Source organism: Methylocapsa palsarum (genome assembly GCF_900114285.1).
In the GTDB taxonomy this organism is placed as follows: Bacteria; Pseudomonadota; Alphaproteobacteria; order Rhizobiales; family Beijerinckiaceae; genus Methylocapsa; species Methylocapsa palsarum.
The window spans coordinates 247,146-264,243 of sequence record NZ_FOSN01000001.1 but is presented as its reverse complement, the minus strand read 5'-3'; the positions used below and the strand labels follow the sequence as shown (position 1 = coordinate 264,243).

Here is a 17,098-nt window from a genome sequence, read left to right as displayed (position 1 = left end):
CCCAGCTCTTTGATGAGAGGCGGATTCAGACTTCAGACGGACTCGCGGCCGCGATTCCGTCTGAAGTCACCCGGCTCTAAAACGCGGTGCGGCTGCGCATCGCGGCGGCGAGGGTTCCCTCGTCGAGATAGTCGAGTTCGCCCCCGACCGGCACCCCATGCGCGAGGCGAGTCGTCTTGACCTTCAGCGGCGCGAGAAGATCCGTGATGTAATGCGCCGTGGTCTGACCATCGACGGTCGCGTTGACGGCGAGGATCACTTCGCGGATCTGATCGCGGGCGACGCGGTCGATCAGGGTCGAAAGATTGAGATCCTTCGGTCCGACGCCGTCGAGCGGCGACAGGGTTCCGCCCAGCACGTGATAGGCCGCCCGGAGAGCGCCGGCGCGCTCCAGCGCCCACAGATCGGCGACGGTTTCGACGACGATGAGGGTCGTGTGATCGCGGCGCTGGTCGGCGCAGACCGTGCAGGGATCGCAGGTGTCGATATTTCCGCATGTCGCGCAGGTGACGATCTTGTCCTGCGCGGTCCGCATCGCGTCAGCGAGCGGACCCAAAAGATCCTCGCGTTTGCGGATGAGGTGCAAGGCCGCGCGGCGGGCCGAACGCGGGCCGAACCCCGGCAGACGCGCCAGCAATTGAATCAGCCGCTCGATCTCGGGGCCGGAAACGCGCTCAGCCATCTGGCCCCGCCGTCAGGACAAATCGAATGTTCGGGACAGATTGCTCGCCGTCATTCGCTAAAAGGGCAGTTTCATGCCCGGCGGCAAAGCCAATCCGGATGTCATGCCCTTCATTTTTTCCTCCATCACCCGCTCCGCCTGCCGGCGCGCGTCTTCATGAGCGGTGACGATGAGATCCTCGAGGATCTCCTTTTCGCCAGGCTTGAACAGCTGATCGTCGATCACGACGCCGACCATCTTGCCCTTGGCCGTCAGAGTCATCCTGACCATGCCGCCGCCGGATTGTCCTTCTACGGTCACCCGGTCCATTTCGGCCTGCATCTCCTGGATTTTTTCCTGCATGGCCTGAGCCTGCTTCATCAAACCCAGCATGTCTCTCATGGCGATCCCCAATCCGAAAAATTCGAAACCCTTTGATCAAAGGTCGGTTTCAATAATAGATTCATCTGCAACAGATTCATCTGCAAATCCGACGCCGTCGTCATTGACGTCAAGTCCCGCCTGCGAGGCGCCGTGCGGCGCCGGATCGCTCAGCCGCACCGCGACGATCTCAGCGCCGGGAAAATGTTCGAACACCCGACGCACCAGAGGGTCGGCGCGAACGCCGGCCATCGCCTCGGCCGCCGACGTCGTTTCCCTTTCCTTCAGACTGGGCGCGCCCTGCTCGCGCGAAACCGCGACCATCCACCGCTGCCCGGTCCATTCCTGCAGCTTTCGCATCAAAGTTTGCGCAAGCTGCGGCGAGGCCCCGGGAGCCTGGGAGAATTCGATCGCGCCCGTCTCGAATCGGACGAGCCGGACGTCGCGCTCGAGCGCCAGTTTCATCTGGATGTCGCGTTTTTGCCCGGCAAGCGCAACAACGTCTTCGAAACTCGCGAGCCTTAACGCCGGAGCGGATTGGGGCAGCGCGGCGAGAGCTAGGCCGGACCGCGCCGTCTGCGCCGATGCGCCGAAACCGCGCGGCTCTGGCGAAGTCTTGGGCGAAGGGCTGGGCGAAGGGCTGGACGCGGACGGGACGGAATGCGAGGCCTTCGCCGCGCCGCCAGACGCGGCGGCCGCGCCCGCCTCCTGCCGCCGCAAGGCCTCGTCCGGCGTCGGCAGGTCCGCCGCGTAGGCGAGACGGATCAGCACCATGTCGGCGGCGGCGAGGGGCCGCGCCGCGTCCTTCAATTCGCGCAAGCCTTTGCTCAGCAGCTGCCAGGCCCGGGTCAGCACCGGGATCGACAGCGCCTGCGCGAAATCCTGTCCGCGCTCGCGCTCGTCCGGCGTGATCGACGCGTCCTCGATCGCGTGGGGGGCAAGCTTGAGCCGGGTGACGAGATGAACGAACTCGGCCAGTTCGACCAAAATTTCCGCCGGATCCGCGCCGCGGTCATAAAGATCCTTGAACGCGGCGAGCGCCTCGGCGATCCGTCCCTTCATCACATCGTCGAAGAGGTCGATGATCCGGCCGCGATCGGCGAGGCCCAGCATCAGGCGCACGTCTTCGGCGGCGACGCCCGCCTGCCCCGCGCCATGCGCAATGGCCTGATCAAGCAGAGACAACGCGTCGCGGACGGAGCCTTCCGCCGCCCGGGCGATCATGGCGAGGCCTTTGTCCTCGATCGCTACGCCTTCCCTGGCGCAGATCAAGGAAAGATAGGCGGAGAGCACGTTCGCGTCGATGCGGCGAAGGTCGAACCTCTGGCAGCGCGAACGGACAGTGACGGGAACCTTGTCGATTTCGGTCGTGGCGAACAGGAACTTGACGTGTTCGGGAGGCTCTTCGAGGGTTTTCAGAAGGCCGTTGAAGGCCTGTTTCGAGAGCATGTGGACTTCGTCGATGATGAAGACCTTGTTGCGCGCGAGCACCGGCCTGTAGCGCGCGCTTTCGATGATTTCGCGCACGTCGTCGATGCCCGTATGCGAAGCGGCGTCCATCTCGACGACGTCGATATGGCGGGACTCGATGATCGCCTGACAATGGACGCCGAGTTCCGGCATGTGAATGGTGGGATGGGCGACGGCGGGGCGATCGCCCTCCGCGGGCAGTTCATAATTGAAGGCCCGGGCCAGAATTCGCGCGGTCGTGGTTTTTCCGACGCCGCGCACCCCGGTCAGGATATAGGCCTGATGGATACGGTCGAGGTCGAACGCATTCGAGAGCGTCCTGACCATGGCCTCCTGGCCGATCAGATCCTCGAAACGGGCCGGCCGGTATTTGCGGGCGAGAACGAGATAGGCGCCGGGCGCGGCGCCCGGCGCGGGCGGTCCGGCGTCGCGATCGCCCATCGAGCCTGCGCTTTTTCCTGCGGCGGCGGGCGAGCTTTCGTCTGCGATCGGGCTTTCGTTCATTCAACCGCCCTGCATCGCTCTGGTCTGACGAGGAAATTGAAACTCATGGCGCCGAGGCCGGGCGAAGGCGTCAGACGTTCCGTCACCCGAGGCAAATTCGCTGCGGTGACTTTGATGCAGCAGGGACTTTGATGCAGCAGAGACTTGGATGCAGCAGTGGATTTTGATGCATTTGACCGGAGTGGAAGACTGAACGGCGACCCGCGCGATCTCGTTAGGGCTGCTTCCTTCCGGACCTGACCCGGTTGGCGAGTTGTGCGTCCGCCGCCAGCCTTCCGGGTTCTATTTGGACCGCCGCCGAAATTTTCGCAAGAGTTTCGGTAATCCGCTCTGATTGTGCGATGCGATTTGGCGGCGCCGCACGAAAGGGCTACAGTCATGCTCGCCCGCCAAACTTTCAACCAGGGGTCAGTCGATGAACGGCGATTTTATTCATCCGCCGGCGCTGGCGGAACGCTCCGCCCTCACGGGATTCGCGATCAACCGGCTGAACCGGATGACCGAGCGCCGGAGCGACGCGGCCTTCATCGACGGGTTGAAACAAGCCAGCGCCTCTCGAACGCTCGTCCTGTCGCGCGACGTTCCCGTGCTGAAGCGGAGCGGCGATTGTTTCGACGCTCTGTTCACGACGGCCGAGGCGGCGGCGCTCGGGCAAGAGCGTGAAACCGCGTTTCTGGGGCTGGACGGGGATACGGCGCTGTTCGCGACCCTGATCGACGAAGCGGCGCCGGAGACCTCGCAAGGCCGCGACGACGTAGCCATGATCGACCTGCGCTCGGTGGCGACTCAGGGTCTTGTTTCGGCTGAAGTCTTGGGCGCGCTCGGTCAGGCGAAAAGCCTGATGCACTGGCATTCGCGGCATCGTTTCTGCTCGAACTGCGGCGCGCCGAGCCGCATCGCCGCCGCGGGCTGGCGGCGGACATGCGATGTTTGCAATACACATCATTTTCCACGCACCGACCCGGTCGTCATCATGCTGATCCTCGACGACGAGTCCTGTCTCCTCGGGCGCCAGGCCGATTATCCGGCGGGCATGTATTCATGCCTCGCGGGGTTCGTGGAGGCTGGAGAGACGATCGAGGACGCCGTGCGCAGGGAAACCCGCGAAGAATCCGGTGTGCGCGTCGGCGAGGTCGAATATTTCGCCTCGCAGCCCTGGCCTTTCCCCTCCTCGCTGATGATCGGCGCCATAGCCCACGCGCAGACGCGGCGCCTCACCGTCGACGCCAAGGAGCTGCAGGACGCCCGCTGGTTTCCGCGCGAAGAAGTCAGCCTTATGCTGGACAACAATCACCCCGACGGGTTTTCCTGTCCGCCCAAACTCGCCGTGGCCAATTTGCTGATCAGGGCCTGGGCCGCCGGCGAAGCTTTTTGAGCGGAGGATTCCATGACCACAACCGGCGCGACGAAGAAGGTGCTGGTCCTGTTCTCCGGCGGCCAGGATTCGACGACCTGCCTCGCCCTCGCGCTTGATCGCTACGACGAGGTCGAAACCATCGGGTTCGATTACAAACAACGCCACGCGGTCGAACTTGGGCAAAGGGAGATATTACGGCAGGCCCTGACGCGGGACTTTCCGGCCTGGCGCGGCCGGCTTGGCTTTGACCATCTGGTCCGGATCGAGGCGCTGGCCGAGATGTCGCAGTCCGCGATGACGCACGACATCGAGATCACGCTGAACGAGCAGGGCCTGCCCAACACCTTCGTGCCCGGCCGCAATCTGCTGTTTTTGACCTTCGCCGCCGCGCTCGCCTATCGCCGCGGCCTGACCTACATCGTCGCCGGCATGTGCGAGACGGATTATTCCGGCTACCCCGACTGCCGCGACGACGCAATCAAGGCGATGCAGATCGCGCTGAATCTTGGCATGGAGGCGCGATTCGTCATGGAGACGCCTCTGATGCGGCTCGACAAGGCGGCGACCTGGCGTCTGGCGGAAACGCTCGGAGGACAAAAGCTCGTCGAGCTGATCGTCGAGGCCACGCACACGTGCTATCTCGGCGATCGGCGGGTCCGGCACGACTGGGGCTACGGCTGCGGCGCCTGCCCCGCCTGCGAATTGCGGGCGAAGGGCTGGCGCGAGTTCAAGGCGTCGCCGTCGGCCTAGCAGGCGCCCTTCCCTCCGGTGCGGTTTCGTGTATAAAGCCCTGTCGCGATCCTCGCGCTTCCCGCCTGCAAAACCCTGCTGGACGACATCCCTGCCTGGCCGCGCGGACGGATTTTCTCAATCATGAAAGGTTATTTCCGATGTCGATTACGGCTGAGCGCAAGCAGGCGCTCGTAAAAGATTACGCCCTGAAACCGGGCGATACGGGTTCGCCCGAGGTGCAAGTCGCAATCCTGACCGAGCGGATCGTCAATCTGACCGAGCATTTCAAGACCCACGTGAAAGACAATCATTCGCGCCGCGGGCTTCTGAAACTCGTGTCCCAGCGCCGGCAGTTGCTCGATTACGTGAAGGCGCGGGACGAGCCAAGGTACAAAGCCTTGATCGAACGCCTCGGAATCCGGCGCTAGAGCGCTTTCCGATCGCATGAAGACATGCGATCGATCAGAAATCGCTCCAGAGTCAAATGCTAGAGCATATTTCCAATCGGAATAAGCTCTAGCCGCGGGTTCCGGGCGTCCACGGCCGCAATTGTGGCGGCATGGACAATTATATATAGAGACCGGCGGCCATCGCCCGCCGGAAATGACCGGGCCGCCTCGGCGGCATGACTGACGGAACCGGCGGCAAGGGCCGCCGGCCTGAAACGTGGCGAAGACAAAAGCGCCATGGCAGGATTGTCAGGCGCTGTCTTTAGATCGACCTCGCGGATTTATCTCGCGGCAGCCCCTCGCCATCTTGCTTTGACCTACGTCTTCGCCTTTCACCAAGAAAGACGAAACGAATGTTCGATATCCATCGTGAAGAACTCGACTGGGCGGGCCGCAAGCTCGTCCTCGAAACCGGCAAGATCGCCCGCCAGGCCGACGGTGCCGTCCTCGCCACCTACGGCGAGACGACCGTCCTCGCCACTGTCGTGTCCGCCAAGACGGCCAAGCCGGGCGTCGACTTTTTCCCGCTCACGGTCAATTATCAGGAAAAGACCTTCGCCGCGGGCCGTATTCCCGGCGGCTATTTCAAGCGCGAGGGACGTCCTTCAGAGAAGGAGACGCTCGTCTCCCGCCTGATCGACCGCCCGATCCGCCCCCTGTTTCCGGCCGGCTACCGCAACGAAACCCAGATCGTCGTGACGGTGCTCTCGCACGATCTCGAAAACGACCCTGACATTCTGGCGATGGTCGCGGCCTCGGCGGCGCTCACTCTGTCGGGCGTGCCGTTCATGGGTCCGGTCGGAGCGGCGCGGGTCGGCTATATCAATGGCGCGATCAAGCTCAATCCGACGATCGACGAATTGAAGGACTCCGCGCTCGACCTCGTCGTCGCGGGCACCGGCGACGCCGTTCTGATGGTCGAATCGGAAGCGAAGGAGCTTTCCGAGGCGACGCTTCTCTCCGCCGTCATGACGGGCCACGCCGGCTTCCAGCCTGTGATCGACGCCATCATCCGCCTCGCCGAGAAAGCCGCCAAGGAGCCGCGCGATCTCGCCGTCGTCGATACCGAGGAGGTCGAGAAGGAAGTGCTGCGGATCGCCGAAGCCGATTTGCGCGCGGCCTACAAGATCACCGCGAAACAGGATCGCTATAACGCCGTCGACGCGGTCAAGGCGAAGGTCAACGCGGCGCTGTTACCGGCCGATTCCGAACCGAAATTCGCCAAAGAGCGCGTCGCCGAGGCGTTTCACGATCTTCAGGCCAAGGTCGTGCGCTGGAACGTGCTCGACACCGGCCTGCGCATCGACGGGCGCGACCTCAAGACGGTGCGCCCGATCGTCGCCGAGGCCGGCATCCTGCCGCGCACGCATGGCTCGGCGCTGTTCACCCGCGGCGAAACCCAGGCTTTGGTCGTCGCGACGCTCGGCACCGGCGAGGACGAGCAATTCGTCGACTCTCTGGAAGGCACCTACAAGGAGCGTTTCCTGCTCCATTATAATTTTCCTCCCTATTCGGTCGGCGAAACCGGGCGCATGGGATCGCCCGGGCGGCGTGAGATCGGCCACGGCAAGCTCGCCTGGCGCGCGATCCGCCCGATGCTGCCGACGGTGGCGGAATTTCCCTACACGATCCGGGTCGTGTCCGAGATCACCGAATCGAACGGCTCCTCGTCGATGGCGACGGTCTGCGGCTCGTCGCTCGCCCTGATGGACGCCGGCGTCCCCCTGAAACGGCCGACGGCGGGCATCGCCATGGGCCTGATCCTCGAGGGCGAGCGGTTCGCCGTCCTCTCCGACATTCTCGGCGACGAGGATCATCTGGGCGATATGGACTTCAAGGTCGCGGGCACCGAGGAAGGCGTCACCTCGTTGCAGATGGACATCAAGGTCACCGGCATCAACGAAGAAATCATGCGCGTCGCGCTCGATCAGGCCAAGGCCGGACGGCTGCATATTCTCGGCGAGATGGCGAAGGCGCTGACCGGCGCCCGCGCCGAACTCGGCGAATTCGCGCCGCGCATCGAAACCTTGAAAATCCCGACCGACAAGATCCGCGAAGTGATCGGCACCGGCGGAAAGGTCATTCGCGAAATCGTCGAAAAGACCGGCGCCAAGATCAATATCGACGACGACGGAACGGTGAAGGTGGCCTCCTCCGACGCCAATTCGATCAAGGCGGCCATCAACTGGATCAAGTCGATCGCAAGCGATCCCGAGGTCGGCCAGATCTACGACGGCACGGTCGTCAAAGTGGTCGATTTCGGCGCGTTCGTGAACTTCTTCGGCTCCAAGGACGGCCTCGTCCATATTTCCCAGCTCGCCAAGGGACGGGTCGCGAAATCCTCCGATGTCGTCAAGGAGGGCGAGAAGGTGAAAGTCAAGCTTCTCGGCTTTGACGATCGCGGCAAGGTCCGCCTCTCCATGCGCCTCGTCGACCAGAAGACGGGCGAGGACCTCGAAGGCAAGGAAGACGCGAAGGAACATCAGGAAGCCGGCGAATAAGCCGCCGTCCGACTGAATTTGGGGCGCCTTTCGAGGCGCCCTTTTTTATGGCTCAAGCCAAAAAAATCGACACGGGATCCTGAGGACGACTAATCCTGCGCCGTCGCGATGCGCAGGAGTCTTTCCTTGACGCAATCGAGCCCGCCGAGCATTCCATAGCTGGCGACCGCGCCGGCGTAGGAATAGGAAACGACCTTGTCCTTGTGAACATAGGCCCCCGCCAAACCCCGTATTTCTCCGGCTTTCGCGGCCTTGAGCAGACGCTCCAGTTCTTCGATTACAATAGCGTTGGGCTCAGCATTGGGCTCGGCGGCGGGAGGGATGAACTTTCCGCGCAAGCTGACGATGTTGTCCGACATGGCATGAACCGCTTGGCATGAACCGCCTGCGTCAGGCAGACGAATTCAATCAAGCAAGAGCGGCGCCAGAACCGTCTGGAGCTCAGGCCGCGTTCGCGGGCCGCGTCGCGTAGAATGATCCGCCCTGTTTCGCCATATCGACAAGGATCGCGGGGGGAGCGAAGCGCGGGCCGAACTTCCCCCTCAGCCGGTCGCAGATCGCGACGAAGGCCGCTGCGCCCATGCCGTCGATATAGCTCAAAACCCCGCCGGTGAAGGGCGCGAAGCCGAACCCGATGATCGAGCCCACATCCGCCTCGCGGGGGTCGGTGACGACGCCTTCCTCGACCGCCCGGGCCGCTTCCAGCGCCTGGATCGCAAGAAATCTCTGTTTCAGTTCGCCGATGTCGATCTCACCGGGATCGAGCTGCGTTTCCTGCAATTGGGCAAGGCCCGGCCAAAGCGATTTCTGCCTTTTTTCCGGATAGTCGTAGAAGCCCTTGCCATTTTTGCGGCCAAGGCGGCCAAGGTCGACGACCATCGTTTTCAAAAGCCGCTCCTGCGCCGGATCGATCGCGTCAGCGCCAAGGTCTTTCTTCGTCGCCTCGAGAATCTTATAGGCGAGGTCGATCGCGACTTCGTCATTGAGCGCCAGCGGCCCGACCGGCATGCCCGCCATTCTGGCGACGTTCTCGATCATCGCCGCGGGCACGCCCTCGATCAGCATCAGCTGCGCTTCACGAATATAATTGGTCACGCAGCGGTTGGCGAAAAACCCGCGCGAATCGTTGACGACGATTGGCGTCTTCTTGATCGCTCGGACATAATCGATGGCTGCAGCCAACGCCGCGTCGCCGGTTTTCTTGCCGAGGATGATCTCGACGAGAAGCATTTTCTCGACCGGCGAGAAAAAATGCACGCCGATGAATTTTTCCGGATCAGGATAGTTTTCGGCGAGAGAGGTGATCGGCAGGGTCGAGGTGTTGGAGGCGAAGATCGCCTTTGGCCCGAGAGCGGCTCCCGCCTTGCCGATGACCTCCGCCTTGATGGCGCGGTCCTCGAACACCGCCTCGATGACGAGATCGCAGCCCTGCAGCGCGCTGTAATCGTCCGTTGCGGCGATCCGGCCAAGCAGCGCCTCCTTGTCGGCGCCTTTGGCGCGGCCTTTCAGCACCTGCGACGAAATCAGCTGATCGCAATACGCCTTGCCCTTGTCCGCCGCCGCCTGGTCCTTATCGATCAGGATGACCTCTAACCCGGCTCCGGCGCTGACATAGGCGATTCCCGCGCCCATGAACCCCGCCCCCAGAACGCCGACCTTTTTGATGCTGGTCGGCGCAATCTCCGTCGGACGGCGCGCGCCCTTGTTCAATTCGCCCATGGAAATGAACAGCGAGCGGATCATCGCCGCGGCTTCGGGAGAGCGTAATATTTTTGCGAACCAGCGCGACTCGACCTTCAAGGCGAGGTCCATCGGCAGCTGCAACCCCTCGTAAACGCTGTGCAGGATCGCCTTCGCGGCGGGATAATTGTCGTAGGTCTCGCGCCGGTAGATCGCGTTGGCGGCGGGCCACACCATCATGCCCTGCGGCGAAAAGACTTTTCCCGACGGCGCCTTGAACCCCTTTTCATCCCAGGGCGCGACGCCCTTGCCGCCGCCAGCGATAAAGGCTTTCGCGCGATCGAGGACGTCCGCGGGAGGCGCAACCTCATGGATGAGGTTCATCGTCTTCGCGGCTTTCGGGCGGATCTGTTCGCCCTTGAACAGCATCTGCAAGGCGTCGCCGGTCTGCATCAGGCGCGCGACCCGCTGCGAGCCTCCCGCGCCCGGGAACAGACCGACCTTGATCTCCGGCAGGCCGACGCGCGCCTTGTCGTCGTCGGCGATCACCCGGTAATGACAGGCGAGCGCGAGTTCGAACGCGCCGCCAAGGCAAAGCCCGTTGATCGCCGCGGCGAACGGTTTGCCGCAGGTCTCGAGCTTGCGATAGACGAGCGACAGCCGCCGCGAGGCCTCGAAAAACAGCCGGGCCGCCTCCTCCTCGCCTTTTTCGCGCAGCGCCTTTTCGTAATCGGCCGAGGCGCCCTGCAACATGGAGAGATCGGCGCCGCCCGAGAACGCCGCCTTGCCGGAGGCGATGACGCACCCCTTGATCGCGGCGTCGGCGCCGACGTGGTCCACGACCCGCTCAAGTTCTTCGATGACCTGCGGCGTGATGACGTTCATCGAGCGGCCCGGCATGTCCCAGGTCAAAACCGCAATTCCATCGGCGCCGGTCTCGAAGCGGAAATTCGTCAGGTTCATCGTCACGTTCCCTTGCTGCCGCGTCCGCTGAAAGTCATACCCGCTCGATGATGGTCGCCGTGCCCATGCCCGCGCCGATGCACAGCGTGACCAGGGCCGTCGTCTTGCCGCTGCGTTCGAGTTCGTCGAGCGCGGTCCCAAGCAGCATCGCCCCGGTGGCGCCGAGCGGATGACCCATCGCGATCGCGCCCCCGTTCACGTTGATCTTTTCGGGATCGAGATCGAACGCCTGGAGGTAGCGCAGGACGACCGAGGCGAACGCCTCGTTGACCTCGAAAAGATCGATGTCGCCAATAACCATCCCCGCGCGCGCGAGGACCTTTCTGGTCACGTCCACGGGGCCCGTCAGCATCATCGCCGGCTCCGAGCCGATATTGGCGAAGGCGCGGATCTTCGCGCGCGGCCTGAGACTCGCGGCGGCGCCCGCCCCGGCGGAGCCGATGAGCACCGCGGCGGCGCCATCGACGATTCCGGACGAATTGCCGGCGTGATGGACATGGACGACCCGTTCGAGTTCGGGATGCGCCTGGACCGCGACCGCATCGAAACCGCCCTGTTCGCCCATCATCGTGAACGAGGGCTTCAACGCGGCGAGGGACTGCATGTCGGTCGAGGGCCGCATATGCTCGTCGTGCGCCAGAAGGGTGATCCCGTTGACGTCGCGCACCGGCGCGATCGACTTCTTGAAATAACCTTTCGACCACGCCTCGGCCGCGCGCTGTTGCGAGCGCACCGCGTAAGCGTCGACGTCGTCGCGGGTAAACCCGTATTTTGTCGCGATGAGATCGGCGGAGACGCCCTGCGGCATGAAATAGGATTTGATCGCGATGGCGGGATCGATGGGCCAGGCTCCGCCGGACGCGCCGAGGCCGACCCGGCTCATCGATTCGACGCCGCCGCCGATCGTCAGGTCATGCTGACCGGCCATGACCTGCGCCGCCGCGAAATTGACCGCGTCGAGGCCCGAGGCGCAAAATCTGTTGATCTGCACGCCGGGGACGCCATCGCCGTAATTGGCGCAGAGGGCCGCGACACGCGCGATGTCGCCGCCCGCCTCGCCGACGGGATCGACGCATCCGAGCACGACGTCGTCGACGAGAGTCGTGTCAAGGCCGTTGCGCCGCGCGATCGCGCTCAAAACGCCGGTCGCGAGAGCAAGGCTCGACACTTCATGAAGGGAGCCGTCCGGCTTGCCGCGCCCGCGCGGCGTGCGGACGTGATCGTAAATGAAGGCTTCAGTCGATTGTGCGCTCACGTTCTTCCTCCGCTGCGCTCAACGCGGCGCCGCAACCCTCAACGCCCGTCAATGTTCCGGCAAACGTTCAAAACGCCTCCGCGGGCAAAGCCATGAGATCATGCGCTCCGGCCGTGATTCGCGCGAGATGGGCGCCTGTTTCCGGCATCATGTGGTCCATGAAGAACTTTCCGGTCAGCAATTTCGCGTTCATGACGTCCGCCTGATCCTCGGCCCCGGCGCGCTTCGCCAGCGCCGCCCTGGCGATCTGCGCCCACATGAAGCCGAGCGCGACGAGGCCAAAGAGGCGCATGTAATCGTAGGATCCGGCCCCGGCGTTCTCCGGCTTCGCCCTCGCGTTCTGCATGAACCACATGGTCGCCTGTTCGAGATGGTCAACGCCCTGTTTCAGCCCCGAGAGATAGGGCGCCATTTCGGCGTCCGCCTCATTGTCCTTGATGAAGGCCTTGATCTCCGCGAAGAAAGCGATGATTGCGCGGCCGCCGTCCTTGGCCAGTTTGCGGCCGACGAGGTCGAGGGCCTGGATTCCGTTTGCGCCTTCGTAGATCATCGCGATACGGGCGTCGCGGACAAACTGCTCCATGCCCCATTCTGCGATGTAACCGTGACCGCCCAGGACCTGCTGCGCCTTGACCGTGTTTTCAAACCCCATATCGGTCAGGACGCCCTTCAGCACCGGCGTCAGCAGCCCCAGCGTGTCGGCGGCGCCCTCCAGGGCGGCGGCGTCTCCCGAGCGGTGGGCGACGTCGCTGCGCAGCGAGGTCCAGAGCACCAGCGCCCGGGCGGCCTCGTTGAATGCGCGGATTTCCAGAAGATTTCGCCGCACGTCCGGATGAACAATGATCGGGTCCGCCGGCTTTTCGGGGAATTTGGGGCCGGCCATCGAGCGCCCCTGCAAACGCTCCTTCGCATAGGCGGCCGCGTTCTGGTAGGCGACTTCCGATTGCGCCAAACCCTGGAGCGCCACGCCGAGGCGAGCCTCGTTCATCATGACGAACATGGCGTTGAGGCCGCGGTGAGGCTCGCCGACCAGCCACGCCGTCGCGCCGTCGTAATTCATGACGCAGGTGGAATTGCCGTGGATGCCCATCTTGTGTTCGATCGAGCCGCAGGCGAGCTTGTTGCGGGCGCCGATCGAACCGTCGGGTCCGATCAGAAACTTCGGCGCGATGAACAGTGAAATGCCCTTGACGCCCGCGGGCGCCCCCTCGATCCGGGCGAGCACCAGGTGGATGATGTTCTCGGTCAGGTCGTGCTCGCCGGCCGAGATGAAGATCTTCTGGCCAAACAGCGCATAGGAGCCGTCCGCGTTTGGAACAGCCCTGGTTTTCAGAAGGCCCAGATCGGTGCCGCAATGCGGCTCGGTGAGGTTCATCGTGCCCGACCATGCGCCGCTGATCAACTTTGGCGCGTATAATTCCTTTTGCGCCTGCGATCCGTGCGTCAGCAGAGCGGCGAGCAAGCCCTGGCTGAGCCCGGGATACATCGCCAGCGACATGTTGGCCGAACTTGCGAATTCATTGACGATCGCGGCGAGCGTATAGGGCAAACCTTGACCGCCGAACTCGGGATCGGCGGCGAGTCCAACCCAGCCGCCATCAATGAAGGCCTTGTAGGCGCTTTTGAATCCTTCGGGCGTTCGAACGTCGCCGTTTTTATCGCGAACGCAGCCCGCGCGGTCGCCAGTCTGGTTCAAGGGTTGAAGCGTTTGCTCGCAGAGCTTCGCGGCTTCATTCAGAATGGCTTCGACGACATCGGGCGTCGCGTCTGCGAACCCCGGCAGGCTGGCGTAGCGGGAGATGTCGAAGACATCGTGCAAAAGGAAGAGAACCTCTCCCACGGGCGCCTTGTAGCTCGGCATCGAGATCTTCCTGAAACTGAGCGGTTCCGCCGTTCGCGCGGCGAGCGCCCGCGCCGGCCCGCGAGGCAGAGATATATGGACTGCGCAGTTCGCGGGCAAGGATCATCGAAGCCTGTCGGGAGGCTGCGCCCTGACCCGGCATGGGCGGCGGCTTTGCTTGATCGAGGCGCCGCCTTTCGAGGTGGATGATCTGGGCTGCGATCTGCTCATCGGGCAGGGGCTTGGAAGCCGCGTTCCTCAGAAAACCGCAGGGGCGCGGGCGCTTACGCCGAATTCGCCCGCCAAATCGCGAATGCCGATCATGGTCGTTTCACCTTCGGGGTTTGAATTCTTTTCTTAGCCGAGCCTTGAAAAAGAGGCGATCCACACGCGTTTCAACTACAAATTGTTATTTTCTATCATACAGCCTTCGTAACCATAGATCTGGTCAGGGCCGCGTCGGCTTGGACCTTTAAGGCTGTGTTAACCCAAGACTTTGAAAATCAGGCGGGAGAGGGCCGCATTCATCCGCCCTTCGCCGGTTCAAGTTTTTGAGACGACGCCTTGGACAATGCCCCGGACAAGATCATGAGCACGTTCAATGGCCCCCTTGATCGCTCCGGAGACGATGGCCCCCGGATTGCGGGCAAGCGCCGCGACGAGCCGTTCGCCAGTCTCGGCCAAAAACTCGACGCCCTGGAGGGCGCCCTTCGCGAGAGCGGCAGCGATCGCGTCGTCATCGAGGCTCTTGCCAAGATCGAAGCCCGCTTGCGCGCGCTTGCGCGCGAGCGGCGGCCGCAAGGCCCAGCGGCGTCCGGTCCTCATCCTGAGCCAAGGCGCGCGACCGGGCCGTCCTCGGCGCTCCTCGATCTTGCGCTTCCGCGACTCGAGGCGGCGTTTCGCCGGCAGATCGACCAAGCTGAATTCAACGCTCCGGTCTGGCCGCCAGGAGCCGGCCTGTCTGAGATGCAGAACAAGATCGCGGAACTCGCGCGCCAGCTCGACGAGATGTGCCGGGGGGCGGCGCCCTCGTTTCGGGCGTCGGGCGAAAACACGCGCCTTACCGGGACGCGCGAGGACGCTCCACCCGAAACGTCCTCGCGCGGGCTTTGGCCGCAGGACCCGCCTGCTCCAGACGAAGCGCAAGGCCTGCAGAGGCGGGATGATCTTCGGGACGTGGAGCCAAAGACCTCGGACAGCGGATCGCAAGCGCCGCGAAAGGGGGCGGATGATCGGTTCTTGTCCGAGCCTTCCGCCCTTCGACGGATCGAGGACAGGCTGGGCATTCTGGCCGAAAGGATCGAACAATCGATCAAATCCGCCGGCGAAATTCGTCCCGGCGACGCGCTCTTTGGACAATTGGAGGCGCTCCGGCGCGAGATTACCGACCGACTCGACGAAAGTCGCGCCGCCGCCTCGCGGCAGACCGACGAACTGACAACTCTCATCCGTTCGCGTCTGGGGCAGGACGGCCCACGGTCCGCTCATGCGGCGATGAATGCGCTCGAGCGCGAAATGGCCCGGGTTTGCGATCGTCTCGACCGGTCAGACGCCGGCGTCGCGACGCCGCTGGCGGGTCCGTCGGCGACCAGCCTGGCGGGGCCGGTCGACGAAAATCAAGAGACAGCCTCCGCTGGTGCGCCCAAAGGCGCCGAGGCCAAAGTCGAGGCTGGAACCGGAGCCGAGACACGATTGCCCGGGCTCTTGGAGAATTTGGAGCCAAGGCTCGCCAAGGAGATTGCCGGACTTCGCGTCTTTCAGGAGGAACCCGCGCTGCGCGCGCGCCTCGGCGCACGGCTGAATGAGAACGGCGGCGCGGACGCCGCCGAAAAACCAGCCAAGCTCGAGACCCGCCCCGCCGAGGCCCTGATGAGCCGGGAACAGATCGGCTTTCTGCTTGGGTCGAGCCCCGCCGCCCCCGGGGAGCCTCAAAATCAGATCGAGGCCCTCAACACCGACGGACAAGGGCGCAGCGACGCTCCGGGGCTCTCTCGGCCGCCCCCGAAGGGCGCCGAAGACATCCTGATCGAGCCAGGCGCCGGGGTTCCTTTCGGCTGGCCTCAGCGCGAGCGTCGCTCCGCGACGAGTCGCGGGGCGTCCATGCGCGCCAATTCCGGTGGGCGCGGCGCGGCGCGACTGGGTCAAATCGAACCCGGAGCGGCGCCGTCCTCGGCTAGTCCCGATCTGGATCCGGACGATGATTCAGCTCCCCGGCCGTCGCCGCAAGAGCCGAATTCCTCCGCCTTCCCAAGGCGCCCGGCTGTTCTTGCGCTCGCCGCCGCGCTTTCGATCCTCGGCGCCTATATTCTGGCGAACGTCGCCGCGAAACGTTCGGAACCGCCCCTTTCCTCGACGATTCTCGACGATGTCGCGAAAAAGCTGCGTTTGACGCGTTCCGCGCCGTCGCACGAAGGACGCCCCGAGACAGGGACGGATTCGGGCCGTTTGAAGGACGCGGCTCGCAGCCTTCTCGATCCTCGTTTCGTCGAACCGTGGAGTCTCGCGGCGCCGGAAAACTCCGCCTTTTCAAAACCCGGAGTGGCCGGCGCGTTTGCAAGGTTCCCCGGCGCCTTCGAAGACGCCGGCGCCGCAAGCAGCGATCCGCAGCCTCAGAAACGAACGAAGCCATCTCCTGATCCTGCTCCTGATCCAGCTGCCGCGCCGCGCCTTGACGAGCGGGCGTCGGACGCTGACTCCCGGGCTCAGTTCGAGATCGGCGCCAGGATCGCGCAGAATTCGCGGGATATGAAGCTTGCCGCTCAATATTATGAAACTGCGGCGCGGCAGGGTCTGGCGACCGCGCAATACCGGCTCGCGGCGCTGTTCGAAAAGGGCCTCGGCGTTCCTCGCGACACGGCCCAGGCCAGGGCGCTGTACCTCGCCGCAGCAGAAAAGGGCAACCTGAAGGCGATGCATAATCTTGGCGTTCTCGCCGCCGAGGGCGCTGACGCACGGCCCGATTACGCCGGCGCCGCTCTCTGGTTCGGCAAGGCGGCGCAATCCGGCGTCCGCGACAGCCAGTTCAATATGGCCGTCCTGCTCGCGCGCGGTCTCGGCGTTCCGCGCGATCCGGCGCAGGCCTATAGCTGGTTCACGATTCTTGCGAACGAGGGCGACGCCGAGGCAGGACGGCGGCGCGACGAACTGGCCAGGCTCCTGACCAATGCGGAACTCACCGCCGCCAAGGCCGCGGCCAACGCGTTCCGGCCGCAGCCTGTCGATGAGGCGGCGAACGAAACCGCCGCGACTCCCGCCCCGGCGCCGCAGGCGAAGCCAAAATTCTCGGGGCTTTGACGGCGCTCGCA

General features: G+C 64.0%; 12 protein-coding genes and 1 other RNA gene. 5 read left to right on the top strand and 8 right to left on the bottom strand.

What is annotated here, in order from left to right:
* Nucleotides 1-76: 76 nt before the first annotated feature.
* From recR to ffs, 4 genes are all read right to left on the bottom strand, one after another.
* Nucleotides 77-682, bottom strand: coding sequence for a recombination mediator RecR (gene recR, locus BM177_RS01235; RefSeq protein ID WP_091676263.1), 606 nt, complete (start codon nt 680-682; stop codon nt 77-79).
* Nucleotides 683-739: 57 nt separating this feature from the next.
* Nucleotides 740-1,063 (bottom strand): YbaB/EbfC family nucleoid-associated protein, encoded by a 324-nt coding sequence (locus tag BM177_RS01230; protein ID WP_091676260.1) that lies wholly within the window; start codon nt 1,061-1,063, stop codon nt 740-742.
* A 36-nt stretch (nt 1,064-1,099) separates the two neighbouring features.
* Nucleotides 1,100-3,016 carry a DNA polymerase III subunit gamma/tau gene (locus BM177_RS01225; RefSeq protein WP_091676256.1) on the bottom strand — a complete coding sequence of 639 codons (1,917 nt, stop codon included), beginning with the start codon at nt 3,014-3,016 and terminating at the stop codon, nt 1,100-1,102.
* Between the two features lie 180 nt (nt 3,017-3,196).
* An RNA gene (gene ffs, locus BM177_RS01220) (signal recognition particle sRNA small type) lies at nt 3,197-3,293 on the bottom strand.
* Nucleotides 3,294-3,431: 138 nt separating this feature from the next.
* On the opposite strand from ffs, the gene nudC reads away from it, so the two are divergent.
* The 4 genes from nudC (at nt 3,432) to pnp (ending at nt 8,055) form a co-directional block, all read left to right on the top strand.
* Nucleotides 3,432-4,391, top strand: a complete 960-nt coding sequence (nudC, locus tag BM177_RS01215) for an NAD(+) diphosphatase (RefSeq protein WP_091676251.1) — start codon at nt 3,432-3,434, stop codon at nt 4,389-4,391.
* A gap of 12 nt (nt 4,392-4,403) precedes the next feature.
* On the top strand, nt 4,404-5,123 hold the full coding sequence (gene queC, locus BM177_RS01210) for a 7-cyano-7-deazaguanine synthase QueC (protein ID WP_091676248.1): 720 nt from the start codon (nt 4,404-4,406) through the stop codon (nt 5,121-5,123).
* A gap of 140 nt (nt 5,124-5,263) precedes the next feature.
* Complete coding sequence (gene rpsO, locus BM177_RS01205; protein ID WP_091676245.1) at nt 5,264-5,533, top strand: 30S ribosomal protein S15; 270 nt, start codon at nt 5,264-5,266, stop codon at nt 5,531-5,533.
* A 374-nt stretch (nt 5,534-5,907) separates the two neighbouring features.
* Complete coding sequence (gene pnp / locus BM177_RS01195; RefSeq protein WP_091676237.1) at nt 5,908-8,055, top strand: polyribonucleotide nucleotidyltransferase; 2,148 nt, start codon at nt 5,908-5,910, stop codon at nt 8,053-8,055.
* Between the two features lie 89 nt (nt 8,056-8,144).
* Here pnp and BM177_RS01190 read toward each other — a convergent pair whose 3' ends face one another.
* The 4 genes from BM177_RS01190 to BM177_RS01175 all read right to left on the bottom strand — a co-directional run bounded on the left by BM177_RS01190 (nt 8,145) and on the right by BM177_RS01175 (nt 13,814).
* Nucleotides 8,145-8,414, bottom strand: a complete 270-nt coding sequence (locus BM177_RS01190; RefSeq protein WP_091676234.1) for a hypothetical protein — start codon at nt 8,412-8,414, stop codon at nt 8,145-8,147.
* Between the two features lie 82 nt (nt 8,415-8,496).
* Nucleotides 8,497-10,698 (bottom strand): 3-hydroxyacyl-CoA dehydrogenase NAD-binding domain-containing protein, encoded by a 2,202-nt coding sequence (locus tag BM177_RS01185; RefSeq protein ID WP_091676232.1) that lies wholly within the window; start codon nt 10,696-10,698, stop codon nt 8,497-8,499.
* Nucleotides 10,699-10,732: 34 nt separating this feature from the next.
* Nucleotides 10,733-11,953 carry an acetyl-CoA C-acetyltransferase gene (locus BM177_RS01180; protein ID WP_091676229.1) on the bottom strand — a complete coding sequence of 407 codons (1,221 nt, stop codon included), beginning with the start codon at nt 11,951-11,953 and terminating at the stop codon, nt 10,733-10,735.
* Between the two features lie 67 nt (nt 11,954-12,020).
* Entirely contained in the window at nt 12,021-13,814 is a 1,794-nt protein-coding gene (locus BM177_RS01175) for an acyl-CoA dehydrogenase C-terminal domain-containing protein (protein ID WP_091677397.1), read from the bottom strand.
* Nucleotides 13,815-14,381: 567 nt separating this feature from the next.
* Here BM177_RS01175 and BM177_RS01165 point away from each other — a divergent pair.
* The gene (locus tag BM177_RS01165) at nt 14,382-17,087 is read left to right on the top strand and encodes a tetratricopeptide repeat protein (RefSeq protein ID WP_139223467.1); all 2,706 of its coding nucleotides are present in this window, start codon (nt 14,382-14,384) and stop codon (nt 17,085-17,087) included.
* Nucleotides 17,088-17,098 lie beyond the last annotated feature (11 nt).

What these genes read in the sequence shown, in the direction of transcription:
- BM177_RS01190 (WP_091676234.1), bottom strand. Translation starts at nt 8,414, where the DNA reads ATGTCGGACAACATCGTCAGCTTGCGCGGAAAGTTCATCCCTCCCGCC.
- BM177_RS01165 (WP_139223467.1), top strand. Translation starts at nt 14,382, where the DNA reads ATGAGCACGTTCAATGGCCCCCTTGATCGCTCCGGAGACGATGGCCCC.
- queC (WP_091676248.1), top strand. Translation starts at nt 4,404, where the DNA reads ATGACCACAACCGGCGCGACGAAGAAGGTGCTGGTCCTGTTCTCCGGC.
- nudC (WP_091676251.1), top strand. Translation starts at nt 3,432, where the DNA reads ATGAACGGCGATTTTATTCATCCGCCGGCGCTGGCGGAACGCTCCGCC.
- recR (WP_091676263.1), bottom strand. Translation starts at nt 682, where the DNA reads ATGGCTGAGCGCGTTTCCGGCCCCGAGATCGAGCGGCTGATTCAATTG.
- BM177_RS01225 (WP_091676256.1), bottom strand. Translation starts at nt 3,016, where the DNA reads ATGAACGAAAGCCCGATCGCAGACGAAAGCTCGCCCGCCGCCGCAGGA.
- BM177_RS01185 (WP_091676232.1), bottom strand. Translation starts at nt 10,698, where the DNA reads ATGAACCTGACGAATTTCCGCTTCGAGACCGGCGCCGATGGAATTGCG.
- BM177_RS01230 (WP_091676260.1), bottom strand. Translation starts at nt 1,063, where the DNA reads ATGAGAGACATGCTGGGTTTGATGAAGCAGGCTCAGGCCATGCAGGAA.
- rpsO (WP_091676245.1), top strand. Translation starts at nt 5,264, where the DNA reads ATGTCGATTACGGCTGAGCGCAAGCAGGCGCTCGTAAAAGATTACGCC.
- BM177_RS01175 (WP_091677397.1), bottom strand. Translation starts at nt 13,814, where the DNA reads ATGCCGAGCTACAAGGCGCCCGTGGGAGAGGTTCTCTTCCTTTTGCAC.
- pnp (WP_091676237.1), top strand. Translation starts at nt 5,908, where the DNA reads ATGTTCGATATCCATCGTGAAGAACTCGACTGGGCGGGCCGCAAGCTC.